Source organism: Frigoribacterium sp. PvP054, from assembly GCF_040547465.1.
Lineage (GTDB): Bacteria > Actinomycetota > Actinomycetes > Actinomycetales > Microbacteriaceae > Frigoribacterium.
This window is the reverse complement of the sequence record NZ_JBEPPU010000001.1, coordinates 413,407-439,822: the sequence shown is the minus strand read 5'-3', so window position 1 is coordinate 439,822 and position 26,416 is coordinate 413,407. Positions and strand designations below refer to the sequence as shown.

At 72.7% G+C, this 26,416-nt stretch carries 21 protein-coding genes, 1 tRNA gene and 1 pseudogene; 17 read left to right on the top strand and 6 right to left on the bottom strand.

The window, feature by feature from the left end:
- Positions 1 to 5: 5 nt before the first annotated feature.
- The gene (locus ABID81_RS02005; protein ID WP_354593163.1) at positions 6 to 2,567 is read right to left on the bottom strand and encodes a transglycosylase domain-containing protein; all 2,562 of its coding nucleotides are present in this window, start codon (positions 2,565 to 2,567) and stop codon (positions 6 to 8) included.
- A 50-nt stretch (positions 2,568 to 2,617) separates the two neighbouring features.
- Here ABID81_RS02005 and sp36 point away from each other — a divergent pair, with 50 nt between their 5' ends.
- Together sp36 and ABID81_RS01995 are read left to right on the top strand one after the other, a co-directional pair.
- Positions 2,618 to 2,776, top strand: a complete 159-nt coding sequence (gene sp36, locus ABID81_RS02000; RefSeq protein WP_167599048.1) for a Sp36 family protein — start codon at positions 2,618 to 2,620, stop codon at positions 2,774 to 2,776.
- Positions 2,776 to 3,246: a RidA family protein gene (locus ABID81_RS01995; RefSeq protein ID WP_354593162.1), complete on the top strand. Its 471-nt coding sequence runs from the start codon at positions 2,776 to 2,778 to the stop codon at positions 3,244 to 3,246. Before sp36 ends, ABID81_RS01995 begins: the two co-directional genes overlap by 1 nt.
- 78 nt (positions 3,247 to 3,324) lie before the next feature.
- Here ABID81_RS01995 and acs read toward each other — a convergent pair whose 3' ends face one another.
- Complete coding sequence (acs, locus tag ABID81_RS01990) at positions 3,325 to 5,277, bottom strand: acetate--CoA ligase (RefSeq protein WP_354593161.1); 1,953 nt, start codon at positions 5,275 to 5,277, stop codon at positions 3,325 to 3,327.
- Between the two features lie 501 nt (positions 5,278 to 5,778).
- On the opposite strand from acs, the gene ABID81_RS01985 reads away from it, so the two are divergent.
- The 15 genes from ABID81_RS01985 (at position 5,779) to ABID81_RS01915 (ending at position 20,811) form a co-directional block, all read left to right on the top strand.
- Positions 5,779 to 6,741, top strand: coding sequence for a TadA family conjugal transfer-associated ATPase (locus ABID81_RS01985; RefSeq protein ID WP_354593160.1), 963 nt, complete (start codon positions 5,779 to 5,781; stop codon positions 6,739 to 6,741).
- 91 nt (positions 6,742 to 6,832) lie between these two features.
- Complete coding sequence (locus ABID81_RS01980) at positions 6,833 to 7,801, top strand: type II secretion system F family protein (RefSeq protein WP_354593159.1); 969 nt, start codon at positions 6,833 to 6,835, stop codon at positions 7,799 to 7,801.
- Between the two features lie 101 nt (positions 7,802 to 7,902).
- Positions 7,903 to 8,160, top strand: coding sequence for a DUF4244 domain-containing protein (locus tag ABID81_RS01975; RefSeq protein WP_354593158.1), 258 nt, complete (start codon positions 7,903 to 7,905; stop codon positions 8,158 to 8,160).
- Positions 8,157 to 8,552: a TadE family type IV pilus minor pilin gene (locus tag ABID81_RS01970; RefSeq protein ID WP_354593157.1), complete on the top strand. Its 396-nt coding sequence runs from the start codon at positions 8,157 to 8,159 to the stop codon at positions 8,550 to 8,552. The genes ABID81_RS01975 and ABID81_RS01970 overlap by 4 nt, the downstream gene beginning before the upstream one ends.
- Positions 8,549 to 8,929 carry an Rv3654c family TadE-like protein gene (locus ABID81_RS01965; protein ID WP_354593156.1) on the top strand — a complete coding sequence of 127 codons (381 nt, stop codon included), beginning with the start codon at positions 8,549 to 8,551 and terminating at the stop codon, positions 8,927 to 8,929. Before ABID81_RS01970 ends, ABID81_RS01965 begins: the two co-directional genes overlap by 4 nt.
- Positions 8,930 to 9,088: 159 nt before the next feature.
- Positions 9,089 to 12,013 carry a type I DNA topoisomerase gene (gene topA, locus ABID81_RS01960; protein WP_354593155.1) on the top strand — a complete coding sequence of 975 codons (2,925 nt, stop codon included), beginning with the start codon at positions 9,089 to 9,091 and terminating at the stop codon, positions 12,011 to 12,013.
- 40 nt (positions 12,014 to 12,053) lie between these two features.
- On the top strand, positions 12,054 to 13,202 hold the full coding sequence (locus ABID81_RS01955) for a DNA polymerase III subunit delta' (protein ID WP_354593154.1): 1,149 nt from the start codon (positions 12,054 to 12,056) through the stop codon (positions 13,200 to 13,202).
- A gap of 108 nt (positions 13,203 to 13,310) precedes the next feature.
- Positions 13,311 to 13,973 (top strand): TetR/AcrR family transcriptional regulator, encoded by a 663-nt coding sequence (locus ABID81_RS01950; RefSeq protein WP_354593153.1) that lies wholly within the window; start codon positions 13,311 to 13,313, stop codon positions 13,971 to 13,973.
- A gap of 57 nt (positions 13,974 to 14,030) precedes the next feature.
- Positions 14,031 to 14,103, top strand: a tRNA-Thr gene (locus tag ABID81_RS01945).
- A gap of 220 nt (positions 14,104 to 14,323) precedes the next feature.
- A complete protein-coding gene (locus tag ABID81_RS01940) occupies positions 14,324 to 15,040 on the top strand; it encodes a hypothetical protein (RefSeq protein ID WP_354593152.1) in 717 nt (238 codons plus the stop codon).
- Between the two features lie 35 nt (positions 15,041 to 15,075).
- Positions 15,076 to 16,059, top strand: a complete 984-nt coding sequence (locus tag ABID81_RS01935) for a Gfo/Idh/MocA family protein (RefSeq protein ID WP_354593151.1) — start codon at positions 15,076 to 15,078, stop codon at positions 16,057 to 16,059.
- A 31-nt stretch (positions 16,060 to 16,090) separates the two neighbouring features.
- On the top strand, positions 16,091 to 17,626 hold the full coding sequence (gene dacB, locus ABID81_RS01930; protein WP_354593150.1) for a D-alanyl-D-alanine carboxypeptidase/D-alanyl-D-alanine endopeptidase: 1,536 nt from the start codon (positions 16,091 to 16,093) through the stop codon (positions 17,624 to 17,626).
- A 37-nt stretch (positions 17,627 to 17,663) separates the two neighbouring features.
- The gene (locus tag ABID81_RS01925; protein WP_354593149.1) at positions 17,664 to 18,272 is read left to right on the top strand and encodes an isochorismatase family protein; all 609 of its coding nucleotides are present in this window, start codon (positions 17,664 to 17,666) and stop codon (positions 18,270 to 18,272) included.
- 11 nt (positions 18,273 to 18,283) lie between these two features.
- The gene (locus ABID81_RS01920) at positions 18,284 to 19,759 is read left to right on the top strand and encodes an NAD-dependent succinate-semialdehyde dehydrogenase (protein ID WP_502915169.1); all 1,476 of its coding nucleotides are present in this window, start codon (positions 18,284 to 18,286) and stop codon (positions 19,757 to 19,759) included.
- A complete protein-coding gene (locus ABID81_RS01915) occupies positions 19,756 to 20,811 on the top strand; it encodes a Gfo/Idh/MocA family oxidoreductase (RefSeq protein WP_354593148.1) in 1,056 nt (351 codons plus the stop codon). Before ABID81_RS01920 ends, ABID81_RS01915 begins: the two co-directional genes overlap by 4 nt.
- 84 nt (positions 20,812 to 20,895) lie before the next feature.
- Here ABID81_RS01915 and ABID81_RS01910 read toward each other — a convergent pair whose 3' ends face one another.
- The 4 genes and pseudogenes from ABID81_RS01910 to ribA all read right to left on the bottom strand — a co-directional run.
- Positions 20,896 to 21,930, bottom strand: a complete 1,035-nt coding sequence (locus tag ABID81_RS01910) for an enoyl-CoA hydratase/isomerase family protein (RefSeq protein WP_354593147.1) — start codon at positions 21,928 to 21,930, stop codon at positions 20,896 to 20,898.
- Positions 21,931 to 22,063: 133 nt separating this feature from the next.
- On the bottom strand, positions 22,064 to 24,034 hold the full coding sequence (locus ABID81_RS01905) for an ABC transporter ATP-binding protein (protein ID WP_354593146.1): 1,971 nt from the start codon (positions 24,032 to 24,034) through the stop codon (positions 22,064 to 22,066).
- 174 nt (positions 24,035 to 24,208) lie between these two features.
- Positions 24,209 to 25,555, bottom strand: a complete 1,347-nt coding sequence (locus ABID81_RS01900; RefSeq protein WP_354593145.1) for an MFS transporter — start codon at positions 25,553 to 25,555, stop codon at positions 24,209 to 24,211.
- 230 nt (positions 25,556 to 25,785) lie between these two features.
- Positions 25,786 to 26,403, bottom strand: a pseudogene (gene ribA / locus ABID81_RS01895) (GTP cyclohydrolase II); the annotation flags it as partial.
- Between the last annotated feature and the right edge of the window lie 13 nt (positions 26,404 to 26,416).

The window sequence follows — 26,416 nt, the reverse complement described above, 5'->3', positions numbered from 1 at the left end:
AGGGCTCACGTGCAGTTGCCCGGGTCGTTGCCGTCCCGGTCACCGTAGAGGGTGAGGCCGATGGCGGCGTCCTTTGCGGCCGACGAACCGGCGGCGGGGTTCGACCCGGCCACCTGGCAGGCGTTCTTGCCGTCACCCTGCGTGAAGCCGGCGATCGAGACCTTCGACGTGTCGAAGCCCGCCCCGCCGAACGACTTGACGGCGTCGGCGACCTTCTGGCGTGAGACGTCCGGCACCTGCGCCGCACCGCTGCCGTCGCTCGTGTAGACCGTGACGGTGGTGCCCTTCGAGACCACCGTGCCGACGGCGGGGTCGGAGCCGATCACCTGGCCGGCGGGCAGCGCCGAGGCCTGCGTGCCGCCGTCCTTGAATGCCAGGGACGTGCTCCGGAGCAGCGTCTGCGCCTCGGAGGCCGTGATGCCCTGCATGTCGGGCACGGCGACTCCCGAGCCACGAAGCACCGAACCGGAGGCCTGACCGAAGGCGGTACCCGGGTACACCGTGTTGTTCACGGACTGGACGGCCCGGAAGAACTGCGGCCGCGCGTTGGCGTAGCTGCCGTAGCGGCTCTGGTTCGGCGACGTGTACGACCGGAGGTTCGCCTTCGGGCCGTCGTAGGTGCCCTGCCAGACCGCCGTGGCGAGCTTGTTCGTGGCACCGATGATCCAGATCTGGTCCTTGTCGTTCGTGGTACCGGTCTTGCCGATCTCGGGGTAACCGTCGGCCGGCAGGCCGCCGACGGCGGTTCCGTTGCGCCACAGGCCCTGCATGGCGACGGCCGCGGCCGCGGCGACCTGCGGGTCGAGGGCCTGGGTGCACTCCTGCGGCTGACCACCGAGGTCGGTGCCGTCGGCGTCCTTGACGTTGTCGACGACGATCGACTTGCAGTAGGTGCCGCCCGAGGCGATGGCCGCGTAGGCGGTCGCCATCGTCAGCGGAGCGATCTCGTTCGTCCCGAGGATGGACGAGGGGTTCGCGGTCTGGAGTTCGCCGCCGTCGGCACGGTGCACGCCGAGCTTCTCGGCGACCGCACCGATGTCGGCGAGGTCGAGCTTCTGGGCCATCGCCATGTAGGCGGTGTTGATCGACTGGGCCGTGGCCGTCGCGACCGAGACGGTGCCCGGGTTGCCACCGTTGTCGTTCTTGGGGTCGTAGCCCTTGACCTTCTCGCCGTTCCAGGTCATCGGGGTGAAGGTGCGCGGCGTCGCGTTGACGGACTCCGAGATGCCGTGGCCCTTCTCGAGCCAGTCGAGCAGGGTGAAGGGCTTGTAGGTCGAGCCCGTCGAGAACCCCTTCGATCCGCCGTAGTCGCTGTCGGTGCTGAAGTTGACCGAGGTCTGGGTGGGATCGGTGCCCGACACCTCGGAGAAGGTGGTGTTCTGGGCCATGACGATGACGCGCCCGGTGCCGGCCTCGACCGAGTTGACGACGCTGCCGAGCTTGAAGCGGGACTCCTTTGCCGGCGCGAAGGCGTCGACCTGGGCCTTGGCGTTCGCGGTCAGGTCGAGGTTCAGCGTCGTGAAGACCTCGTAACCGCCGTTGCGCCAGTTGGCCTCGCGCTCTTCGGGGCTCGAGCCCAGGACGGCGAGGTTCTTGATGTTCTTCTTGACGTAGTCGCAGAAGTACTGGGCGCCCGAGGCCGTGACGGCTCCGCAGCCCTGGGTCGGGGGCGTCAGCACGACGTAGCTCGCGACCGGCGTCGACAGCGCCAGGGCCGCCGTGGGCTGGTCGATGTCCTTCTCGGCGTACATCGACTTGATGATGACGTCGCGGCGGGCGGTGTTCGCCTCGTACTTGTCGGGCGAGGACATGTTGCGCGAGTCCGGGTACTGGACGATCGCGATGAGGCTGGCCGCCTCGGCGACCGTGAGGTCGGACGCGGCCTTGTTGTAGTAGTGCTGCGCGGCGGCCTGCACGCCGTAGGTCTGGTCGCCGAAGTAGGCGATGTTGAGGTAGGCCAGCAGGATGTCGTCCTTGCTGTACTTCTTCTCGAGTCCGATCGCGAACTTCATCTCTTCCAGCTTGCGATCGAGGGTCGTGGTGGTCGCCTCCTTGTAGGCGGCGTCACGCTCCTCTTGCGTGGGCAGCTGCTGGGACTGGGCGATGCGGATGTTGCGCACGAGCTGCATCGTCAGCGTCGAGCCACCACCGCTCGCGCCGAGCTCGCCGGCACCCGCCGACCCGACGGCCGCGCGCACCAACGAGGTCACGTCCACGCCGCCGTGCTCGTAGAAACGACGGTCCTCACCGGCGACCACGGCCGTCTTGAGGTTCTCGCTGACCTCGTCCCACTTGAGCTCGACGCGGTTCTCGCTGTAGAGCGTCGCGAAGGGGACCTGCTGCCCGCCCTGGGTCGCGTACAACGTGTTGCGCTGCTGCAGCTTGCCGATCTCGATGTACTCGGGGATCGACTCGAACACGCCGATCGAGCTCGAGGCCGTCATGCCGGCGACCGCGATGGCCGGCGTCACGCCGATGGTCACCAGGAGGCCGGCCAGGACGCTGAAGCCGACGAATCCGAAGAGTGCCCCGATGGCGGACGTGGGCTTCGATTTTTGGGCAGACATAGGATCAGGGTAAGCGACATCGCCGATTTTCAAGCTGAACGGAAGCCGAAATGGTCCTTTGGGAGTACACGACGACGCCCCTGCTGGTGCACAACAGCACGGCGATCCTCAACAACTGGGGCTCGGACGGGTGGGAGCTCGTCCAGGTGACCCAGGGCCCCGAGGGCGGCCCCGTCGCGTGGCTCAAGCGTCCCCGTCAGGACGCCTGATGGGAGCGGTCGACGAACGCCTGGCCGAGCTGGGGCTCGTCCTCCCTCCGGTGGCGGCACCGGCGGGTTCCTACCTCCCGGCGCTCCGCAGCGGGTCGCTCGTCTTCACGGCGGGGCAACTGCCCTTCGTCGACGGCCGGCTGCCGTCCACGGGAAAGGTCGGCGAGGGCCACGGCCTGGTCGCACCCGCGGACGCCCAGGCCCTCGCGGCGACCTGTGTGCTGAACGGCCTCGCCGCGGCGGCGACCGTGCTCGACTCGCTCGACGACGTCGTGCGCGTGGTCAAGGTGACGGGCTTCGTCGCCTCCGACCCCGGCTTCTCCGGTCAGCCGGGGGTCGTCAACGGCGCCTCCGAGCTGCTCGCCGAGATCTTCGGCGAGGCCGGACGTCACGCCCGCAGCGCCGTCGGGGTGGCGGTGCTGCCGCTCGACTCGCCCGTCGAGGTCGAGCTCGTCCTCGAGGTCCGCTGACGCGCCTCCTCGTCCCTCCACGCCGACGGCCCCTCCTCGATCCGAGGAGGGGCCGTCGGCGTCCCGGCAGGCCCTGGCTCAGCGCATCTCGGCCGTGATGACCGACATCACCGAGGTGTCGGCCAGCGTGGTCGTGTCGCCGACCTCGCGTCCCTCCGCGACGTCGCGCAGCAGGCGCCGCATGATCTTGCCCGAGCGCGTCTTCGGCAGTTCGTCGACGAGCACGACGGTGCGCGGCCGGGCGATCGCACCGATCTGGTGGGCGACGTGCGCGCGCAGGGCGGCCACCGCCTCCTCGGGGGTCTGGGTGGCCTTCGCCTCGTCGCGCAGGATGACGAAGGCCACCACCGCCTGACCGGTCGTCTCGTCGCCGGCGCCGACGACCGCGGACTCGGCCACGATGGGGTGCGACACGAGGGCCGACTCGATCTCGGCGGTCGACAGCCGGTGACCCGACACGTTCATGACGTCGTCGACCCGGCCGAGCAGCCAGATGTCGCCGTCGGCGTCGCGGCGGGCGCCGTCCCCGGCGAAGTAGCGGTCGCCGAAGCGGCTCCAGTACGTCTCGACGTAGCGGTCCGGGTCGCCCCAGATGCCGCGCAGCATCGACGGCCAGGGCTCCGACACGACGAGCAGGCCGCTCTCGCCGTTCGCCACCGGGTCGCCGTGGTCGTCCACCACGTCGACCACGACTCCCGGCAGGGGCGTCTGGGCCGATCCCGGTTTCGTCGTCGTCACCCCGGGCAGGGGCGAGATCATCTGGGCGCCCGTCTCGGTCTGCCACCACGTGTCGACGATCGGCGTGCGGTCCGCACCGATCACCTCGCGGAACCACAGCCAGGCCTCGGGGTTGATCGGCTCGCCGACCGAGCCGAGGAGGCGCAACGACGAGAGGTCGCGGGCGCCGGGGATCTCCCTCCCGGACTTCATGAAGCCCCGGATGGCCGTCGGCGCCGTGTAGAAGATCGTCACGCCGTACTTCTCGACGAGGTCCCACCACCGGCCGGGCGCGGGGACGTCGGGCGTCCCCTCGTAGAGCACCTGGGTGGCCCCGTTGGCGAGCGGGCCGTAGACGACGTAGCTGTGGCCCGTGATCCAGCCGACGTCGGCGGTGCACCAGTAGACGTCGGTCTCGGGGTGGAGGTCGAAGACGACGGCGTGCGTGTAGGCGACCTGGGTGAGGTAGCCGCCCGAGGTGTGGAGGATGCCCTTCGGCTTGCCGGTCGTGCCGCTCGTGTAGAGGATGAACAGCGGGTGCTCGGCCTCGAACGCCTCGGCGTCGTGCTCGTCGTCCACCGTCTCGACGGCGTCGTGCCACCAGACGTCGCGACCGTCCGTCCACTCGACGTCGTTGCCGCCCCGTCGGACGACGAGGACGTGCTCGACCGTCGTCTCACCGTCCACGGCGAGGGCGTCGTCCACGGCCGCCTTGAGGGGCGAGACGGCCCCCTTGCGCCAGCCGCCGTCGGCCGTCACGACGAGCCGCGCGCCCGCGTCGTCGATGCGGGCCCGGAGGCTCTCGGCGCTGAACCCGCCGAAGACCACCGAGTGGACCGCTCCGATGCGCGTGACGGCCAACATCGTGACGACGGCCTCGGGGATCTGGGGGAGGTACACCACGACGCGGTCACCGGCTCGCACGCCCAGCGACAGCAGCACGTTCGCGGCCCGCTTGACCTCGCGGGTCAACTCCGCGTAGGTCAGGGTCCGGGCGTCGCCGGGCTCGCCCTCCCAGTGCAGGGCGACGCGTCCTCCGTGACCGGCCTCGACGTGGCGGTCGAGGCAGTTGTACGCGACGTTGAGCGTGCCGTCGGCGAACCAGCGGGCGAAGGGGGCGTTCGACCAGTCGAGGGTCTCGGTGGGGACCCGGTCCCACGTGAGGCGCTCGCGGGCCTGATCGGCCCAGAACCCGAGGCGGTCGGCGGCGGCCCGTCCGGCGAGGTCGGGACCGGCCACGGCCGTCCTGGCGAAGTCTGCGGGCGGGGCGAAGGCGCGGCCTTCGGTGGGCTGGTCGTCGGTGCCGTCGAGCATCGCAAGTCCTCTCGCGTCGTTGCGTGAACCGCGGCACGGAGCCGCGTCGACGACCCTACTCCGGAGGCTGCGGCGAGCCGAGGCCGACGACACGCCCCGCACGGTGGCGACGTCGTGGTGCGCGAGGGGAGTTCTGGGGTACAGTGGGGGAGTCGGATTCGATTCCGACGTGCGTCGCGCTGATTCCCCCCAATCGCCCGACGCACGTGGCGGCACCGGTTCCCCCCCAACCGGTGCCGCCCCTCTCGTTTAACCCGCCGGTCGCCCGGGTGGGTCGTCTGCTCCTCCCCAGGTCGCGGGACGCTCGTCGTGTCCCCATCTGCCCCCACCGATCTGTCTGTTCCGGTAGGGCGTGCCTACCGTCGGTGGATGTCCTCACCGCCTCCTCCACCGCGGCCCGTCGAAGCCGATCGTCACCCCTCCCTCACCCTCGATCACCCGCCCGCCCGCTTCGTCCTGCACCCGTCGACGGCGCGGGCGTCAGATCGGGGTACAGGATCGGTGATCGGGGTACAGAACAGGTTCACGCGACAGCAGCGCTCGGCCTTCGGGCCGCTGGCGCGCTTCCTCGACGACCCGGCCGTCACGGACGTGTTCGTCACCGGCGGGGTCGGCGTCTGGGTCGATCGTGGCGGCGGGGCCGAAGCCGAGACGTCGGTCCACCTGTCCGAGGCGTCGGCGCGGCAGGTGGCCGTGCGACTGGTCTCGCTCGGGGGACGGCACGTCGACGAGGCCAGTCCGTGCGTGGACGTCCGCCTCGGTGACGGGGTCCGCGTGCACGTCGTCCTCCCGCCACTCGCGGTCGCGGGCACCGCCCTGTCGATCCGGGTGCCCCGCGCCGAGACCCCGTCGCTGCTCGACCTCGACCGGCGGGGGTTCTTCGCCGAGGGCGACCTCGAGTCGGTGACGAGCTGCGTCGCCCGACGGGCCAACGTCCTCGTCAGCGGGTCGGGCGGGGCCGGCAAGACGACCTTCCTGGCCGCCCTCCTGTCCGAGGCACCGGGGTCGGACCGCATCGTGACGATCGAGGACGTCGCCGAGCTGCGCCCCCGTCACCCCCACGTCGTGGCCCTCGAGACCCGGCAGCCGAACCTCGAGGGCGCCGGGGGCGTCGACCTCTCCCGACTCGTCCGCGAGGCCCTGCGCATGAGACCCGACCGACTCGTGGTGGGCGAGGTGAGGGGGTGTGAGATCCGCGACCTGCTCGCGGCCCTGAACACCGGCCACGACGGTGGGGCGGGCACCGTCCACGCCAACGGCCTGGACGACGTCCCCGCCCGCCTCGAGGCGCTCGGGGCACTCGCCGGCATGTCCGTCGAGGCGCTCGCCCGCCAGGCGGTCAGCGCCGTCGACGCGGTGTTCCACCTCGAACGCCGGGGCGGCCGCCGGAGGCTGGCCGAGATCGGCCACCTGGCCGTCGGCCCCGACGGACGGCTGTGCGCCCGGACCGGCCTGCGTGTCTGACCGGCCGGGTGGTCCGAGCCGACGTGACGGAGAGCGTCGTCGCCTCCCGGGTGGCCGCGCCACGAGGCGGACGCCGTCGACGCCGGCCGCCGTGCTGGTCGAGCGCCTCGCCGTCCTCGTCGAGGCGGGGGTCGCGCCGGCCCGCGCGTGGGGCCACGTCGCGTCCGTCGAACCCGAGGGGCCGATCCGCCGGATGGCCGAGGCGGTGGCGTCGAGCGGGGCCGACGGCGTCCCGGTGTCGTCCGGTCTGGTGACGTGGCTCGACACGGCCCCCTTCGACGGCGTCCCCGACGCCCTCGAGCACGAGCGCACCTGGCGGCAGGTCGCCTGTGCATGGCGCGTCGCCGAGACGAGCGGGGCTCCCATGGCCGACTGCCTCCACGCGCTGGTCGGAGCGTTGCGCGCGGCCGACGATGCCCGCCGCGACGTCCGGGTCGCGCTGAGCGGCCCCCGCGCGACGTCCCAGGTGATGCTCGCCCTCCCGTTGGTGGGTCTGCTCTTCTCCCTGGTGTCGGGCTTCGACACCGGTGCCGTCCTCGTGGGCACCCCGATCGGCTGGGCCTGCCTCGTCGTCGCGGCAGGCCTCGTGACGCTGGCGCGACGATGGAACGCACGCCTGGTCCGGCGTGCCCGCCCGTCACCGCGGGTGCCGGGCCTGTGGCCCGAACTGCTCGCGGTGGCGTTGTCCGGGGGAGCAGCGTGGTCGGCCGGGCTCACCGTCGTCGACGAGGCCGTCGCCTCGTGCGGGGTCGACGGGGCGTCCGGCCACCCCCGAGGAGGCGCGGGTGCGGTCGACGAGACAGCCGGCCACTCCGAGCGCCACCGCTGCGAGATCGTCCTCGACCTGTCCCGTCGTGCGGGCGCCCCGGCCGGGTTGCTGCTCCGCTCCGAGGCCCGTGAGCTGCGGTCGGAGGCCCGCGCGGCGGCGCAGGCCGCGGCGAGTCGGCTCGGTGTCACCCTGATGCTGCCGCTGGGCGTGTGCATCCTGCCGGCCTTCCTCGTGATCGGGGTCGTCCCGCTGGTCGTCTCGCTCGTGTCGTCCACAACCGGCTCGTGGTGACCGGCGTCCCCAGCACGAGCCCGCGTCGCGACCGGGCCGCCGCGACCCCGACAGGCTCGAGGCGTCACCGCCGCGGTGGCGTCCCGAGAGAGAGGAACACCATGACCGTCACCACGACTGCCCAGGCCGCCGCCCCCACGGGGGAGCCGACGTCACCCCGATTCGCACCGACGGTCCGACGTCTCGTCGGGGCGGCCGGTCGCCTCGCCCGGGCCGACGACGGCGCGGCGACGGCCGAGTACGCGATCGTCATCATGGCCGCCGTGGGCTTCGCCGGGTTGCTCGTGACGATCATGAGGTCGGACGAGGTCCGCGGCGTGTTGTCCGACCTGGTCCGTTCGGCCCTCACGGTCGGATGAGCACCCCCGGGGCGAGCCGGGTCGGCCGATGTCGGCACGGAGCCCGCGTCCTCCGTGCGCTCCGTGACGAGACGGGCAGCGCGACGGTCGAGTTCGCCATGGTGATGCCGTCCCTGATCGTGGTCGTCGCCTTCGTCGTCGCGAGCCTGGCCGTCACCTCGCAGTCGGTCCGCCTCGCCGACGCCGCAGCCGTCGTCGCCCGGCAGACGGCCCGCGGCGACGGCCGCTCGGTGGCGGACACCCTGGCGCGGCTCGCACCGGGTGCCCGCGTCACCCGCTCCGACGAATCCGACCTCGTCTGCGTCGACCTCCGTCGGGACGTCCGCGTCGGTCCGGTCGATGCAGCGATCACGGTGAGCGCGAGCAGCTGCGCCCCCAGGGCGGGGCGATGACGTTCCGCCGACTGTTGTGCTGCGACCACGGTGGTTCGACCGTCGTCCTCGCCGGCGTCCTCGTGACGCTCGCCGCCGTCGGCGTCCTGCTGGTCGGCTCGCACTCCGCCCTGGCCGTCCGCTCGCAGGCCGCCGGCGCGGCCGACGCCTCGGCGCTCGCCGCGGCCGACGCCGTCTCGGGCCTGGTCGCGGGCCCACCGTGCGACCGGGCGACGGTCACGGCCGCGGCGAACGGGGTGGTGGTCTCGGAGTGCGTCGTGACGGGCGCCGAGGTGACGGTCGAGGTCCGGACGGCCTTCGGGCCCTTCGGCGTCAGGGCCCGCGCGACGGCCGGTCCGCCGCCCGCGTCGGCCCCGCCCCGGGGTCGTGCCCCGTGAAGGGGGCCGGAGCGTCGGGTGTGTATGGTGTGGCTGTCGGCTGCACGGCTCCCGACGTTCCTCGGGGTCGGTGGGAGCGATCGAGCGCCCCGTCCTCGCCCTGCAGCCCCTCGCCCGGTCCGTCGGACCGGGTCGCCGCACCACCACCCAAGGAGTCCCGTGCCAGGCACGAAGAAACTGGTCATCGTCGAGTCGCCCGCCAAGGCCAAGACGATCGGGCAGTACCTCGGTGACGGATACGAGGTGCTGGCCTCCGTCGGCCACATCCGCGACCTCGTCGAGCCCAAGAACCTCCCGGCCGAGCTGAAGAAGGGGTCGATGGGCAAGTTCTCCGTCGACGTCGAGAACGGCTTCGAGCCCTACTACGTCGTCTCCGACGCCAAGAAGAAGACGGTCACCGACCTCAAGCGCGCCCTGAAGAACGCCGACGAGCTCTACCTCGCGACAGATGAGGACCGCGAGGGCGAGGCCATCGCCTGGCACCTCCTCCAAGAGCTGAAGCCCAAGGTGCCCGTCAAGCGCATGGTCTTCCACGAGATCACCAAGGACGCCATCCAGAAGGCGCAGGAGAACACGCGAGAGCTCGACACCGCGCTGGTCGACGCGCAGGAGACCCGCCGGATACTCGACCGCCTCTACGGCTACGAGGTCTCGCCCGTGCTGTGGCGCAAGGTCGGGCCCGGGCTGTCGGCCGGCCGCGTCCAGTCCGCCGCGACCCGTCTCGTCGTCGACCGTGAGCGCGAGCGCCTGGCGTTCGTCTCGGCCTCCTACTGGGACCTCACGGCCACGTTCGAGCCCGTCGCGGCCGAGGGCGAGGCGAAGGTCGCGTTCGGGTCGCGCCTCGTCCGGGTCAACGGGGGACGCGTGGCCGCCGGTCGCGACTTCGACGACCGGGGTCGACTGAAGGGCGAGGCCGTGGCGCTCGACGAGTCGTCGGCACGAGCACTCGCCGAGGCGCTGGGCTCGCCCGACGTCCACGTCGTCGTCGGCTCGGTCGACTCGAAGCCCTACACCCGCCGTCCGGCGGCGCCCTTCACGACGTCGACCCTGCAGCAGGAGGCCGCGCGCAAGCTGCGCTTCTCCGCCCGTCAGACGATGAGCGTCGCCCAGTCGCTCTACGAGAACGGGCACATCACCTACATGCGGACCGATTCGCCGGCGCTCTCGCAGCAGGCGATCGGTGCCGCTCGCAGCCAGGCGGCCAAGCTCTACGGCGCCGAGACGGTCCCCGACAAACCGCGCCTCTACACGGGCAAGAGCAAGAACGCACAAGAGGCACACGAGGCCATCCGCCCCTCGGGCGACACCTTCAAGACGCCCTCCGAGATGCAGGCCGTGCTCCGCGGCAACGACTGGAAGCTCTACGACCTGATCTGGAAGCGCACGGTCGCCTCGCAGATGGCCGACGCCAAGGGCTCGACGGCTTCGGTCGTCGTGTCGGCGACCACCCCCGGGGCGGTCGAGGGCATCACGGCGCGCACCGCGGCGGGCACCCTCGCCGAGTTCGCCGCGTCCGGCACGGTGATCACCTTCCGCGGGTTCCTCAACGCCTACGAAGAGGGTCGGGACGAAGACCGGCACGGCGCGGCCGAGCCCGCCGAGGCCAAGCTTCCGCCGCTGACCGAGGGCCAGGCCCTCGGCCTCGACGAGGTCGAGGCCAAGGGCCACGACACGTCGGCGCCGCCGCGGTACACCGAGGCGAGCCTCGTCAAGACACTCGAAGAACTCGGCATCGGGCGCCCCTCGACCTACGCCGCCATCATGTCGACCATCGTCGACCGCGGCTACGTCACCCCGCGGGGCACGGCGCTCGTGCCGAACTGGATCGCGTTCTCGGTGGTCCGCCTGCTCGAGGACTACTTCGCCGACCTGGTCGAGTACGACTTCACGGCCAGCATGGAGGACGACCTCGACCTCATCGCCGGCGGCGACGCCGACCGCGTGGACTGGTTGAACGGGTTCTACTTCGGCAACGAGTCGCACCGAGGCCTGCGGAAGGTCATCGACAACCTCGGCGAGATCGACGCCCGGGACATCAACTCCATCGTGCTCGCCGACGGCGTCACGCTGCGCATCGGTCGCTACGGTCCCTACCTCGAGGCACCGGGCGACGACCCCGAGACGCCCCGCCGGGTGAACGTGCCCCAAGATCTCGCTCCCGACGAGCTGACCGCCGAGAAGGCGCGTGAGCTGATCGACGCCCCCGTCGTCGGCGACAGGGTCCTGGGCGTCAACCCCGACTCGGGCAAGGAGGTCGTCGCGAAGGACGGCCGCTTCGGCCCGTACGTCACCGAGCGGACGCCCGAGACGGCGTCCGACGAGGCGGCCGGCGAGATCGCGGCCGACCCCGCGACCGGCGAGGTGACCGAGCCCGCGGCCGCCTCGACGACGACCGCGGCCAAGAAGGCCCCGGCCAAGAAGGCTGCCGCCAAGAAGGCCACGGCCCCGAAGGAGCGCACGGCGTCCCTCTTCAAGAGCATGAGCGTCGACACGGTCGACCTCGCGACCGCCCTGCGGCTGCTCGACCTCCCTCGCACCGTCGGCACCGATCCCGACAGCGGTGACGAGATCCAGGCTCAGAACGGGCGCTACGGTCCGTACCTCAAGAAGGGGACCGACACCCGGTCGCTGACGAGCGAGGACCAGATCTTCGACATCGACCTCACCGGGGCGCTCGAGCTCTACGCGCAGCCCAAGTACGGTGCCCGCAAGGCGAGCAGCGCCCTCAAGGAGTTCGAGGCCGATCCGGTCAGCGGCAAGCCGATCAAGGTGAAGGACGGCCGGTTCGGCCCGTACGTCACCGACGGCGAGACCAACGCGACGATCCCGCGCGGCGAGACCGTCGAGGAGGTCGACTTCGACCGGGCGGTCCAGCTGCTCGCCGACAAGCGGGCCAAGGGGCCGGCCAAGCCGAAGACCGCCGCCAAGAAGGCGCCCGCCAAGAAGGCCCCGGCGAAGAAGGCCCCGGCGAAGACCGGTGCGGCGAAGACCACGGCAGCCGCGAAGAAGGCGTCGGCGACGAAGGCACCCGCGAAGAGGGCGACGGCGGCGAAGACCGCCACGCCCGAGGCCACGGCCGAGTGATCGGCGTGGTCGGGCGGCGAGCCCAGGGCACTCGCTGACCATGCCCCTCTGGGAACACCTCACGGGTCAGCCCGACGCCATCGAGGCGTTGACCGCGGCGGCGTCGACGCAGCCCGGCAACGCCTCGATGACCCACTCGTGGTTGATCACCGGCCCGCCGGGCTCCGGTCGGTCGAACCTCGCGTACGCCTTCGCGGCAGCCCTGCTGTCGCGGACCCCCGCCGACGAGGAGGCCACGCTGCGGCAGGTCGCCGCCCGCTCGCATCCCGACCTCGCCGTCCTCAGCACCGAGCGCATCATCATCACCATCGACGAGGTCCGGGCCCTCGTCGCGGCCAGTCAGTTCTCGCCGTCGGTCGGGCGCTACCGGGTGGTCGTGATAGAGGACGCCGACCGCATGACCGAGCGGACCTCCAACCTGCTGCTGAAGGCCCTGGAAGAGCCGCCACCCCGCACCGTCTGGTTGCTGTGCGCCCCGAGCGAGGCCGATCTCATCCCGACGATCCGGTCCCGGGTGCGCAGCGTGCGCCTCCGGATGCCCGCCGTGACCGACGTCGCCGCGTTGCTCGAGCACCGCGACGGCGTCGACCCCGAGGTCGCCCTCGTGGCCGCCCGCGAGGCCCAGAGCCACATCGGCATGGCCCGCCGCCTCGCCCTCGACACCTCGGCCAGGTCACGGCGGCGGCAGACGCTCGAGGCCGCCCTCGGCATCCGCAGCGTCTCGGACGCCGTCATCGCCGCGGCCACCCTGTTGGCCGTCGCCGGCGACGACGCCAAGGCCATCACCGAGGAGCGCGACGCCGAGGAGCGCGCGAGCGCGCTGCGCTCGTTGGGCGTCGAGCCGGGCGGCACCGTCCCCCCGGCGCTCCGCAGCCAGTTGCGTGCCCTCGAGGACGACCAGAAGCGCCGGGCGACCCGCAGCCTGCGCGACGGCATCGACCGCATCATGGTCGACCTCCTCTCGCTGTACCGCGACGTCCTCCTCCTGCAGCTCGGCGTCGACGAGCAGCCCATCAACGACAGCATCAGGGCCCAGCTCGACTCGGCCGCGGCCGCGTCGACCCCCGCCGCCACCCTCGCGGTGCTGGACGCCGTCGCGGTGGCCCGTCGGCGGATCGAGGCGAACGTGTCGCCGGCCATGGCCCTCGAGGCCATGCTCGTCGTCGTCAGCCGGCACGCCACCCGCTGAGCCGCACCCCGCCGACCCGCCTCCCGTCGACCCGCCACCACGGGGCGGGGCGGCCACGGTGTCGGGCCCGTCCACCGGTTTCCCGGACGCATGCGCGATGATGGCCGGATGAGCGACCCGAACGCCGCCCCCGGCCTGCGCGAGCGCAAACGTCTGGCCACCCGTCGAGCCATCCAGGTCGCCGTCCTCGACCTCATCGTCGAGCACGGCCTCGACGCGGTGACCGTCGACATGGTCAGTCGGCGGGCGGACGTCTCTCCGCGCACCTTCTTCAACTACTTCACGTCGAAGGAAGAGGCCGTCGTCGGCGACCCGCCCGCCCTGCCCGACGGCAGCGACCTCGAACGGTTCGTGGCCCAGCGTGACGAGCCCGTGCTCTCGAGCCTGATCGAGCTTCTGACGACCGCGGTCGAGTCGGCGACGGTAGACCGTGAGCTGGTGGTCCTGCGCCGTCGCGTGCTGCGGGCGCACCCCGACCTGCTGGCCCGTCGCATCGCGTCCACGCGCGTGTTCGAGGAGCGCCTCACCACCGTCGTCGCCCAGCGCATGGCGGCCGACGAGGGCGTCGCCGGCGAGACCGCCGACGCGTCCCTGGTGAGCCGTGCGCACCTCGTGTCGCTCGTCAGCATCGCCGCCCTGCGTCACGCCTGGGCCGAGTGGATCGACGACGACGACGTGGACCACCTGAGCGACATGCGCTACAGCCTGCGCGCCCGGATGGAGGCCAGCTTCGACGAGCTCGGCCGCCTCGTGACGCGTGAGGTCCGCTGATCCTGTACAGTGTCTAATCGTGCCGCGAGGCACGGGCAGCCGGCCCAGGCCGGTCCCGCCGCTTTAGCTCAGTCGGTAGAGCGTCTCACTCGTAATGAGAAGGTCATCAGTTCGATTCTGATAAGCGGCTCCCTCACAGCCCCGGGTCACCTCGACCCGGGGCTGTTCTCGTTCCCGTCGTCGTCCCGCAGCAGGTCCCGGCCGACCCGCGGTCCGGCCCTCGCGGCGACCCTCCGCCCCCAGTAGTGGTGAGCGCGTGGCCCGTTTGTACCCCGGACGGCCCCCGGGGGGCGTCCGGCCGCCGTACGGTCGGTCTGCGACGCCCGCGACCGACGGAAGGAGGCGTCCCCGTGACCCTCCGGCTCCTCTGCACCGCGCTGCTCGCCGCCGTCCTCGCGGGCGTGCTGATGGTCGTCTGGGCGGGGGGCGACAGCTCGGCCCTCGCGACGGCCGGCGTCGCCGACGGGCGGGCGACCGTGCTCGCCGTGGGCGGCGGCCCCGGGGCCGACGCCGAGGGCCCGGGAGGCGCGGGCTGCGTCGTCGACGCCACCGGCGCCTCCCCGGCCTCGCGTCCGCAGCCCGTGGCCGACGCGTCCGCCGCGCCCACGGGTGCCGCGGACGCCGCGAGCGGGGCCACGGGCACGACCGTCGACGACCTCGACGCGTTCCGCGCGGCGTACCAGGAGCAGCGTCGGCAGGGCTGCCTCGAGCCGCTGCCGGCGGACAACGTGCGGTACGACGCCTGCCTCGAGCGGTACCTCTTCTGGATCGCCGGGGACCCGAGCCCCGACCCGTTGAGCGCGTGGGGGCACAAGGGTCAGGTCGTCCGCAGCGACGGCGAGCCCGCCGTGGGGTGCGACGGGAACCTCGCGGGCGGGACCGGCACCACCGGAGCCGTGGCCGCCGACAAGTGGTGGGCCTCGACCCCGCACCGGGACGCCGTCTACCGGCCGGACTTCCGTGGCGACCTCGCGCACGCCTGCCTCGGGTTCGCGTCGGTGCACGGGGGAGCGCCGGGCGACAGCCCGGACTTCGTCCGGTCGGCCAGTCGGTGGTACGCCTGCTGACCGGCGTCGTCGGCGGTGGCTGGTAGACAGTCCGCATGACACTTCGATGGGGAATCCTCGGCGCCGGCGGCATCGCCTCGACCTTCACCTCCGACCTGCAGGGCGTCGGGCTGACCGTCTCGGCCGTCGGGTCGCGCGACCTGGGCAAGGCACGAGCGTTCGCCGACCGGGTCGGGGTTCCCGGTGCCCACGGCAGCTACGACGACCTCGTCGCCGACCCCGAGGTCGACGTGGTCTACGTGGCCACCCCGCACCCGTTCCACGCCGAGAACGCCCTGCTCGCGATCGCCGCGGGCAAGCACGTCCTCGTCGAGAAGGCGTTCACCGTCAACGCGGCCGAGGCCGAGTCCGTCTACACGGCCGCCCGTCGGGCCGGCGTCGTCGTGCTCGAGGCCATGTGGACGCGCTACACGCCGCAGAGTGCGCGACTGCGCGCGGTCGTGAGCTCCGGCGTGATCGGCGAGGTGCGCCTCCTGACCGCGGTGCACGTCCAGTCGTTGCCGACCGACCCTCGGCACCGCCTCAACGACCCGGCCCTGGGCGGCGGTGCCCTGCTCGACCTGGGGGTCTACCCCGTGTCGTTCGCCCACGACCTCCTGGGCCCGCCCGAGGGCGTCACGGCCACGGCGACCCTGAGCGACCAGGGCGTCGACGCCCGCGTCGGCATCCAGCTCGGCCACGCGTCGGGCGCGACGTCGCAGCTCTACGCCGCCCTCGACACGTCCGGTCGCAACACCGCCTCGTTGCTCGGCACCGCGGGGCGCATCGACGTCGACGACACCTTCTACGCGCCGGGTGGCTTCACCGTCCGAGACGGCGACGGCGCGGTGATCGAGCGCTTCGACGCCGACGAGGGCGGTCTGCGGGGCATGCAGCACCAGGCCCTCGAACTCGAGCGGGTCGTCGCGGCGGGCGGATCCGAGAGCCCCCTGTTGACCGCGGCGGACGGCGTCGAGGTCATGCGCACCATGGACGAGGTCCGACGGCAGATCGGCGTGCGGTACCCGTCAGAGGGGTGACGGCGCGTCGTCGCTCCGTATGATGTCCTCGATGAGCGATCAGGGTGAGCCACGTCACGACCGACCCGCACCGAGCCCGGGGGCGCGGGGCGACGGCCACGGCGACACGACCCCGACCGGGTCGCCGACGACGCGCCCGTCCGCCTGGCAGTGGGTGTCGACCCGGCCCCGGGCCGTCCTCGTGACGGCCGGCGTGCTCGTCCTGGCCCTGCTGGGCGGCGGTGCCGTCGCGGCGGGCGCGGCCACGGCGCCCGGGGCACCGTCGGCCCGGGCCGGTTCGGCGACTCCCCAGCCCGTGGTGACGGTCACGCCGAGCGCCACGCCCACCGTCGACCCCGAGCGGTCGGTGCCCGACGTGCTGCCGGGCGCCACCCGCCTGCGCACCTGCTCGGTCGCCGGGGCCGCCTCCGACGCCCGGCTCGCCCAGTTCGAGGGCAGCGTGGTCAACGCCGAGACGGGCGAGGTGCTCTTCGACCGCAACGGCTCGACGGCGGCCCGCACGGGCAGCGTGCTCAAGACCCTGACCAGTGCCGTCGCGCTGTCGGTCCTCGGTGCCGACGCGCGGCTCACGACGCGGGTCACCGGCGATCCCGGCACCGGTGCCGTGGCGCTGGTGGGCGGCGGCGACGCCACGCTCAGCGCCACGGGTTCGAGCGTGTACGCCGGCGCCCCCACCGTCGCCGACCTCGCGACCCAGGTCAAGACGTCGCTCGGCGACCAACCGCTGACCCAGATCACGCTCGACGCCACCTACTGGAACCCCGCCGACAAGTGGGACCCGTCGTGGAAGCGCACCGAGCAGACGATCGGCTACCACTCCGAGGTCACCGCGCTCATGGTCGACGGCGACCGCGCGAACCCGGCCGCGCAGACGAGCCCCCGCAGCACCGACCCCGTCGCCCGGGCGGGCGACGCCTTCCGGTCGGCCCTCGTCGCGGCGGGCGTCGTCGGCGCCGACTCCGCCACGATGACCCAGGGCACCGCCACGAGCGGCACGGTGATCGCCCAGGTGTCGTCGCAGCCGGTCGGCACGCTGATCTCGCAACTGCTGCCGACCTCCGACAACACGCTCGCCGAGATGCTCGCGCGGGTCTCGTCGAAGGTCTCCGGCGCCGACGGCTCGGCCGCGTCGCTCACGGCGCTCTACAAGAGCGTGCTGTCGTCGACCTACGGGCTCGACACGTCGTCGCTCACCATCGTCGACGGTTCGGGCCTCAGCGAGAACGACGCCGTGCCCTCGACCTTCGTCGCGCGGCTGATGGTCCAGGTGCTGAACCGCGAGCACGGGCTCGGCGTCGTGTACGACGCCCTGCCCGTGTCGGGCAAGACCGGCACCCTCGCCTCGCGCTTCACCGGGTCGAACGCCGTCGCCCGGGGTGCCGTGCACGCCAAGACCGGGTGGATCGACACGGCCTACACGCTCGCGGGCACGATCGACGCGGCGGACGGCACGAAGCTCACCTTCGCCTTCTACGCGATCGGTCCGGTGCAGGACAACGCGCGGGCCGCCCTCGACACCCTGACGACGGCGGTCTACAGCTGCGGCGACGCCCTGTCCAACAGCTGACGACGCCGGTGTCGGTGCGGCGCGCGAGAATGGACGCATGACCAGAGCACTCTTCGTCGTCGACGTCCAGAACGACTTCACCGAAGGAGGCGCGCTCGGCGTGACCGGCGGCGCCCACGTCGCGCAGGCCGTCACCGCCCACCTGCGCGCCCACCCCGACCGCTACGACCTCGTCGTCGCCAGCCGGGACTGGCACTCGCCCGACGGTGACAACGGTGGCCACTTCAGCACCGCGCCCGACTTCGTCGACTCGTGGCCGCCGCACTGCGTCCAGGGGTCGGCCGGGGCCGACTACCACCCCGACCTCGACACCTCGGCCGTCGACGTCCACGTGCTCAAGGGCGACGGGCGTCCCGCCTACTCGCTCTTCGACGGGCTGGTCGAGGGTGGCCCCTCGATCGCCCGGGTCCTTTCCGACCGGGGCGTCGACGAGGTCGAGGTCGTGGGCCTCGCGACCGACCACTGCGTCCGGGCCTCCGCCCTCGACGCGGTGGCGGCGGGCCTCCGGGTGAGCGTGCTGACCGACCTCGTCGCGGGCGTGGCCCAGGGCCCGAGCGAGGCCGCCCTGGCTGAGCTGCGCGCGGCCGGCGTGACCACCGCACCCTCGGCCGACGTCGTCGCCGGATCGACCGGGGCATCCGCGTGAGCGGCACGGGCGTGACGGCGGCCGATCGCCGTCGGGTGCTCGACGCGGTGCCCACCGGCTTGTTCATCGGCGGCTCGTGGGGCCCGTCGTCCGGTGGGGGCACCATCGACGTCGTCGATCCCGCCACGGGCGAGGTCCTCGTCGCCGTGGCCGACGCCTCCCCGGCCGACGGCGTGCGGGCGCTCGACGCCGCGGTCGCCGCGCAGGACGACTGGGCCGCGACGTCGCCCCGGCACCGCGGCGAGGTCCTCCGCCGCGCCTTCGACCTGCTGATGGAGCGGCGCGACGACTTCGCCCTGCTCATGACGCTCGAGATGGGCAAGCCACTGGCCGAGTCGCTCGGCGAGGTCACCTACGGCGGCGAGTTCCTGCGGTGGTTCTCCGAAGAGGCGGTGCGCGTGTCGGGTCGCTACGGCACCAACCCCGAGGGCACCGGTCGCACGACCGTGCTGCACCGCCCGGTGGGCCCGTGCCTGCTCATCACGCCCTGGAACTTCCCCCTCGCCATGGCCACCCGCAAGATCGCCCCCGCCCTGGCGGCCGGCTGCACCGTGGTCGTCAAGCCCGCCGAGCTGACCCCCCTGACGACGCTCGCCTTCGCGGCCCTGCTCGTCGAGGCCGGCGTCCCCGACGGGGTGGTCAACGTCGTGACGACGCTGTCGGCGAACGACGTGTGCGAGCCCCTGATCCGCGACCCGCGCCTCCGGAAGCTCAGCTTCACGGGGTCGACCCCGGTCGGGTCGACCTTGCTGACCCAGGCGGCCGAGCAGGTGCTGCGCACCTCGATGGAGCTCGGCGGCAACGCCCCCTTCGTGGTCTTCGACGACGCCGACCTCGACGCGGCGGTCGAGGGGGCCATGCAGGCGAAGTTCCGCAACGTGGGCCAGGCCTGCACGGCCGCCAACCGCTTCATCGTGCAGGACTCGGTCGCTGCCGAGTTCACCTCGCGGGTGGTCGAGCGCGTCCGTGGCCTGCGCGTGGGGCCGGGCACCGAGGACGGCGTCACGGTCGGCCCCCTGATCGACGACCGTGCGGTCGACAAGGCCGATCGTCTCGTGCGCGAGGCGGTCGAGCGGGGCGCCGTCGTCGAGACGGGCGGGCGGGTCGTCGACGGGCCGGGCACCTTCTTCGAGCCGACCGTGCTGTCGGGCATCGTGCCGGGCAGCGAGATCCTCACCACCGAGATCTTCGGGCCCGTGCTCGCCGTCTCGACCTTCGGCGACGAAGACGAGGCCGTGCGGCTCGCCAACGACACCGAGTTCGGGCTCGTCGCCTACGCGTTCACCCGCGACCTCGCGAGGGGGCAGCGCCTGGCCGAGCGGCTGCAGACCGGCATGCTCGGGCTGAACGTGGGCGTCGTGTCGAACGCCTCGGCGCCGTTCGGCGGCGTCAAGTCGTCCGGCCTCGGTCGAGAAGGCGGGGCCGAGGGCATCCACGAGTACCTCGAGACGGTGTACGTGCTGACCCCCGACCCCTTCGCCGCATGAGCGCCGAGCAGCCGCTGCGGGTCGGCATCGTGGGCTACGGGCTCGCCGGGCGGGTGTTCCACGGGGCCCTCCTGGCCGCCGACCCGGCCTGGCAGGTCGACGCGGTGGTGACCCGCGACCCCGACCGGGCCGCGCAGGTCGCCGTGGCGCACCCCGGGGCCGACGTGGTCGCGAGTGCCGACCAGCTCTGGCCACGCGACCTCGACCTGGTGGTCGTGGCCACGCCGAACGACACCCACGTCGAGACGGCGACGCAGGCCCTCCGGGCCGGCGCCGCCGTGGTCGTCGACAAGCCGCTGGCGACCTCGTCGGCCGACGCCCGGGCCCTCGTCGAGCTCGCCGAGTCGCTCGACCGTCCGCTGACCGTCTACCAGAACCGCCGGTGGGACGGCGACTTCCTCACCGCGTCACGCCTGGTGGGCTCGGGCGTCCTGGGCGAGGTCCACACGGTCGAATCGCGGTTCGAGCCCTGGAAGCTCGAGAACCGTGCCGGCTGGAAGCGCCGGGCGACGGCGGCGGACGGCGGCGGCATCCTCTTCGACCTGGGCCCGCACCTCGTCGACCAGGTGTCGACGCTCCTGGGTCCCGTCGTGACGGTCCACGCCGAGATCGCGACCCGCCGTCCGGCCGGTTCGGCCGACGACGACGTGTTCCTGTCCCTCGGGCACGAGGGCGGCCGGCGGTCGCGCCTGGTCATGAGCCACGTCGCGGCGGTGCCGGGGCCGAGGTTCCGGGTGCTCGGGTCGTCCGGGGCCTACGAGGTGCACGGTCTCGACCCGCAAGAGGCCCAGCTGGCCGCGGGCGTCCCCCCGACCGACCCGTCCTACGGTGTCGACGGGGCCGGCGCCCGCCGCGGTGTCGTGGTCGCCGACGGTTCCCGTCACGACGAGGCCACCGACCCCGGGCGCTACGCGGACTTCTACTCGCAGCTCGCCGTGGCCCTTCAGGGCGACGGCGACCTGCCGGTCGACCCGTGGGACGCCGTCCGCGTGCTCGAGGTGATCGAGGCTGCGCGTCGCTCGGCGGACGAGGGACGCGTCATCCGGCTCTGATCTCGAGCCCCGGGCGCGTGACGCGGGGCGGTCGCGAGGCGACGGGTGTCGCGTGCCGCGCCGCGCCTCCCGCGGGTTCCGCGGTCAGAGTCTCGTCGTCCAGTCGACCGTCGCCAGGGTCGCCGCCACGTCGACCTCGTCCAGGGTCGCCGGCGACCAGCGGGGCCGACGGTCCTTGTCGACGACGCGCGCCCGGATGCCCTCGGCGAGGTCCGGTGACGCGGCGAGCGAGGTGACGATGCCGAGCTCCTGGCCGAGGACGGCCTCGAGGTCGGGCAGGCGGGCGGCCCGGCGCCGGGCCTCGAGGGTCAACACGACCGACGTGGGCGAGGCGGCCTCGAGGTCGTCGGCGACGGCTCCGGCCTCGACGAGTCCGGACGACGCGAGGTCGCGCAGCCGATGGACGACGGCGCGCGCGTCGTCGCCACGGTAGGCCTCGTCGATCCAGTCACGGGCCGCGGCGAGTTCGGACGGACCCGCCGGGATGCCGAGCGCTCGGACGGCGTCGACACCGCCCTCTGCGAGGGTCGGCAGCACGCGTGCGAGGTCGGCGGACGGGACGACGACGTCGGCGAACCCCGTGTGCAGGGCGTCGGCGGCCGTCATGGCGCGCCCGGTCAGGGCCAGGTGGGTGCCGAGCTCGCCCGGCGCCCTCGAGAGCAGGAAGCTGCCGCCGGTGTCGGGCGAGAGGCCGATGCGGGTCTCGGGCATGCCCAGCGAGCTGCGTTCGGTGACGACGCGGAGCGTGACGTGGCCGCCCAGTCCGATGCCGGCCCCCATCGCGATGCCGTCCAACAGCGAGACGATCGGTTTCGGCCAGCGCGACAGCCGCAACGTGCCGCGGTACTCACGACGCCACATGTCGACGCTGCGCCGTGGGTCGTCCGTCACGTTGGCGTTGATCCAGGCGATGTCGCCTCCGGCGCAGAAGCCCCGCGGGCCCGCCCCCTGCAGCAGCACGGCCGTCACGGTGGGGTCGTCCTGCCAGGCGTCCAGTGCGCGTTCGACGAGACCGAGCATCTCGACCGTCACCGCGTTGATCTTCTGCGGTCGGTTGAGGGTGATGACGCCCACCCCGCGCTCGACGTGGGTCAGGACGGTGGGGGCGACGTCGCTCATCGGGCCATCGTCGCACGTCGCCGTACGACACCCGGTCCCTGCACCCGACGCGAGACGCGAGACGCGAGACGCGAGACGCGAGACGCCAGACGCGAGACGCGAGACGCGAGACGCGAGACGCGAGACGCGAGACTCAGACGAGCAGCTGGTGCTTGGCGAGGTCGCGGTACAGCGGCGTGGTCTGCACGAGCTCGGAGTGGGTGCCGACCCCCACCACGCGCCCCGCCTCGACGACGACGATCTGGTCCGAGTCGACCACGGTCGACAGCCGGTGCGCGATGACGATGAGCGTCCGGTTCTCGGCCACGGCGTCGATGGCCTCGCGGAGGCGCTGTTCGTTGAGGCCGTCGAGGCTCGAGGTCGATTCGTCGAGCAGCAGGATGGGCGGCGCGTTGAGGAGCGTCCGGGCGATGGCCAGGCGCTGCCGCTCGCCGCCCGAGAGCATCACGCCGTCTTCGCCGACCTGCGCGTCCAGACCCTGGTCGCCCCGCTCGAGCACGGCCGTGAGGTTGACGGCCTCGAGCACCCGGCGGCAGTCGTCGTCGGTGGCGTCCGGCGACCCCAGGGTGAGGTTGTCGCGGATGGTGCCCGCGAGCACCGGGGCGTCCTGCTCGACGTACCCGATGCGCGACCGCAGCTCGTGACGGTCGAGGGTGCGGACGTCGGCCCCGCCCACCACGACGGCCCCCGAGGTCGGGTCGTAGAAGCGCTCGATCAGCGACAGGATGGTGCTCTTGCCGGCACCCGACGGACCGACGAGGGCCGTTCGTCGACCGACGGGCACGGTGAAGCTCACGCCCCGCAGCACCGTCAGGTCGTCGTCGCCGGTGCCCTCGTGGCCGGTGCGTGCGTCGTCCGTCGGGGTGCCGGGGACGCCTGGACGGTGAGACGGTGCCGCATCGGCCACGGGCGAACCCGGGTACCGGAAGTGCACGTCGTCGAAGCGGACCGCGACGCCGTCGTCGGGACCGGCGTGACCGGTGCGGGCCCCGGTTCCGGCGGCGGCCGCGGCGACCTCGGCCGCGAGGTGCCGGTCGCCGTCGGTCTCGCTCGGCAGGTCGAGGATCTCCTGGATGCGGCCGAGCGCCCCGAGCGCCTGGTTGACGCTGAGCACGGCACCGAGGGCCTGGCCCAGCGGCATGATCATGAGGAAAAGGAACAGCACGAACGACACGAGCGACGCGATCTCGATGGCGCCGCTGGCGACCCGGTAGCCGCCGACGCCGAGCACGACGAGGAACGACGCCTGCAGCGCCACCGACGAGATCGGCACGACGAGGGCCGAGATGCGTGCCACCTGGAGTCCGCGCTGGTAGGCGCCCTCGGCGTCGCGTTCGACGCCGGCGATCTCGCGCTCGGTGGCACCCGAGGCGCGGATCGTGCGCACCGAGCTGATCGCACGCTCGACGGCGGCGGTCAGGTCGCCCACCTTCTCTTGCGCCTGGCGGCTCGCCACGCGGATGCGGCCGGACAGCAGCACGACGACCACCACCGAGACGGCGACGACGAGCACCGTCAGGCCGAGCAGCACCGGGTCGATCAGGAACATGCCGACCAGGGCGCCCACGAAGGTCAGGCTGCCGCCGATGGCCTCGACGAGCCCCTGGGTGAGCACGGCGCGCAACAGGGTGGTGTCCGAGCCGACGCGCGACACGAGGTCGCCGGTGCGACGGGTGTCGAACTGGCTGATCGGCAGCCGGAGCATGCGTCCGACCAGCCGGCGGCGACTCGAGAGCACGACGCCCTCGCCGGTGCGCTGCAGCAGGTAGTGCTGGAACCCGCTGATCAGGCCGGCCGCGACGACCAGCGCGACGAGCGCCCAGACGAGTGGCCCGAGCGTCACGCCCTGCTGGACGGCCGAGATCACCTGCTGCACCAGCAGCGGCTGCCCGAGCGACGCCGCGGCGCCGAGCACGCTGAGCACGATGATGAAGGCCATGACCTTCTTGTGCTCGAACAGGTAGGGCAGCAGCTGACGGAACGTGGCGCGAGGCCCTTCGGGCTGCGGACGGCGGCCCCAGCGCGACCGGGGCGCGGCGACCGGGTCGACCCGCGCCTCCTGACCGGTGGACGTCGTCGTGCGCGCGCGTGTGTCGGAGCTCATGATGCCTCTCGTGCCGGTGACCGGCGTCGCGGTCTGCGGCGGTCGGATGTCGCGGGCGGTGCCACCGCCGGGTACGACCGTACTTCGTCCGGGTGACATCCACCTGCGTCACGACGACGGCCCGCCCCTCCGGTCAGGAGGCGCGGGCCGGCCGGTGGGGCGGCGTGCGTCCGGTCAGCCGGCCGCCTCGTAGTCGACGTCGCGGGTCTCGCGGCTGAGCACGAGCGCCACGAGGGTGAGGAGCGCCATGGACGACAGGTACAGGCCGACGAGCCAGGTGCTCCCGCCCGCCGCCGTCCAGAGTGCGACGGCGATGAACGGGGCCACGGCCGCGCCGAGGATGCTCGCCACGTTGTAGCTGATGGCCGACCCGGTGTAGCGCACGCTCGTCGGGAAGAGCTCGGGCAGCACGGCCCCCATGGGTCCGAAGGTCAGCCCCATCAGCACGAAGCCGATGATGAGCAACGCCTGCGCGCCCAGCTCGCCGGCCGCGAACAGCGGGGCGAACGTGAAGCCGAAGACGAGGATGCCCGCGGTGACGCAGATCAGCATGGCGCGGCGACCGTACCTCTCGGCGAGCGGCCCCGAGACGAGGGTGAAGATGCCGAAGAACACGACGCCGAGGATCAGCATCCACAGGAACTGCGTCCGGGGGATGCCGAGACCCGCGGGCTCGCCCGCGGCGTCGGCCGTGCCGTAGGTGAGCGTGAAGGTCGTCATCAAGTAGAAGAGCGTGTACGTGGCCAGCATGATGAACGTGCCGAGCAGCAGCGGACGCCAGCTCGTGCGGAACACGCGGGCGAGCGGCAGCGACGCGACGTTGCCCGAGTCGACGACCTTCTGGAACGCCGGCGTCTCGATCAGCTTGAAGCGCACGTACAGCCCGATGATGACGAGCACGGCGCTCGCCAGGAACGGCAGGCGCCAACCCCAGCTCATGAACTGCTCTTCGGTGAGGGTCGAGTTCAGCAGCACGAAGAGGAGGTTGGCGATGATGAAGCCGATCGGGGCGCCCAGCTGGGGGAACGTGCCGTAGATGGCTCGGCGGTTCGCCGGCGCGTTCTCGGTCGCGAGCAGGGCGGCGCCGCTCCATTCGCCCCCGAGCCCGAGGCCCTGGCAGAAGCGCAGGACCACCAGGCACGCGGGGCCGGCGACCGCCCATCCGGGCGTCGTGCCGGCCGGGATGCAGCCGATGAGGACGGTCGCGATGCCCATCGTCAGGAGGGACGCCACCAGGGTGCCCTTGCGACCGATGCGGTCGCCGAAGTGGCCGAAGACGACCGAGCCGACGGGCCGGGCGACGAACGCGACGCCGAAGACGGCGAACGAGGCGAGGCGCGCGACCGCGGGGTCGTCGTTGGCGAAGAAGATCGTCGGGAAGACCAGCACGGCGGCGGTCGCGTAGACGTAGAAGTCGTAGAACTCGATCGAGGTGCCGATGAGGCTCGCGACGATGACGCGCGAGCGCTTGTTGGTGGCGGGGGTGGACGACGTCGACGGGTCGACGGTGGGGGCAGACACGGGGGCACTCCGAGGCGGGTCGAGGGCCCGGCGGACGTCGACGACCGGGCGCGTGATGCGGCGCAACGGATCGGACGGAGGCGCGGTGCAGGGATCTGCTGCTCGCTCGGCCGGGAAAGACGGGAGCCGCTCGTGACGGCTGTCGCCCATCTTACCCCGGCTGTACCCCGTGTCGTCCCCCGGGAGGTCGGTCCGGACGCCGGGGTCGGCGTCGCCGGCCGGTGACGCGGTCAGTCGTCGGCGCCGAGGTGGCCGGGCAGCTCGTGCCCCATGCGGTCGCGCTTGGTGTCGAGGTAGCCCTCGTTGAAGGCCCCGACCCCGACGACGAGCGGCACGAGCTCGGTCACGTCGATGCCGTGGTCTTCGAGCTGACGTCGCTTCTCGGGGTTGTTGCTCAGCAGCCGCACGCGCGTCAGCCCCAGGTCGCGGAGCACGTCCGCCGCCGCCCCGTAGTCGCGGGCGTCGGCCGGCAGGCCGAGGGCGAGGTTGGCGTCGAGCGTGTCGAGGCCGTCCTCTTGCAGGCGGTAGGCGCGCAGCTTGTTGACGAGGCCGATGCCCCGGCCCTCGTGCCCGCGCAGGTAGACCACGACGCCGCCGTGGTCCCGGATGGTGTCGAGCGCCGCGTCCAGCTGCGGGCCGCACTCGCACTTGAGCGAGCCGAACGCCTCGCCCGTCAGGCACTCGGAGTGCACGCGGACCAGGGCGCCGTCCGCCGGGGGGAGGCCCGTCGGATCGCTCGCGATGACCGCCACGTGGTCGGCCCCCGTGACGGTGTCACGGTAGGCGCGCATGCGGAACGTGCCGTGGCGGGTGGGGACGGTGGTCTCGACCTCGAACGAGACCTGGGACGGTGCGGCAGGG

Coding starts and splice junctions, on each gene's coding strand:
- ABID81_RS01995 (WP_354593162.1), top strand. CDS start 2,776: ATGGGAGCGGTCGACGAACGCCTGGCCGAGCTGGGGCTCGTCCTCCCT.
- ABID81_RS01950 (WP_354593153.1), top strand. CDS start 13,311: ATGAGCGACCCGAACGCCGCCCCCGGCCTGCGCGAGCGCAAACGTCTG.
- ABID81_RS02005 (WP_354593163.1), bottom strand. CDS start 2,567: ATGTCTGCCCAAAAATCGAAGCCCACGTCCGCCATCGGGGCACTCTTC.
- ABID81_RS01905 (WP_354593146.1), bottom strand. CDS start 24,034: ATGAGCTCCGACACACGCGCGCGCACGACGACGTCCACCGGTCAGGAG.
- sp36 (WP_167599048.1), top strand. CDS start 2,618: ATGGTCCTTTGGGAGTACACGACGACGCCCCTGCTGGTGCACAACAGC.
- ABID81_RS01935 (WP_354593151.1), top strand. CDS start 15,076: ATGACACTTCGATGGGGAATCCTCGGCGCCGGCGGCATCGCCTCGACC.
- ABID81_RS01965 (WP_354593156.1), top strand. CDS start 8,549: ATGACGTTCCGCCGACTGTTGTGCTGCGACCACGGTGGTTCGACCGTC.
- ABID81_RS01955 (WP_354593154.1), top strand. CDS start 12,054: ATGCCCCTCTGGGAACACCTCACGGGTCAGCCCGACGCCATCGAGGCG.
- ABID81_RS01970 (WP_354593157.1), top strand. CDS start 8,157: ATGAGCACCCCCGGGGCGAGCCGGGTCGGCCGATGTCGGCACGGAGCC.
- ABID81_RS01925 (WP_354593149.1), top strand. CDS start 17,664: ATGACCAGAGCACTCTTCGTCGTCGACGTCCAGAACGACTTCACCGAA.
- acs (WP_354593161.1), bottom strand. CDS start 5,277: ATGCTCGACGGCACCGACGACCAGCCCACCGAAGGCCGCGCCTTCGCC.
- dacB (WP_354593150.1), top strand. CDS start 16,091: ATGAGCGATCAGGGTGAGCCACGTCACGACCGACCCGCACCGAGCCCG.
- ABID81_RS01910 (WP_354593147.1), bottom strand. CDS start 21,930: ATGAGCGACGTCGCCCCCACCGTCCTGACCCACGTCGAGCGCGGGGTG.
- ABID81_RS01915 (WP_354593148.1), top strand. CDS start 19,756: ATGAGCGCCGAGCAGCCGCTGCGGGTCGGCATCGTGGGCTACGGGCTC.
- ABID81_RS01975 (WP_354593158.1), top strand. CDS start 7,903: ATGACCGTCACCACGACTGCCCAGGCCGCCGCCCCCACGGGGGAGCCG.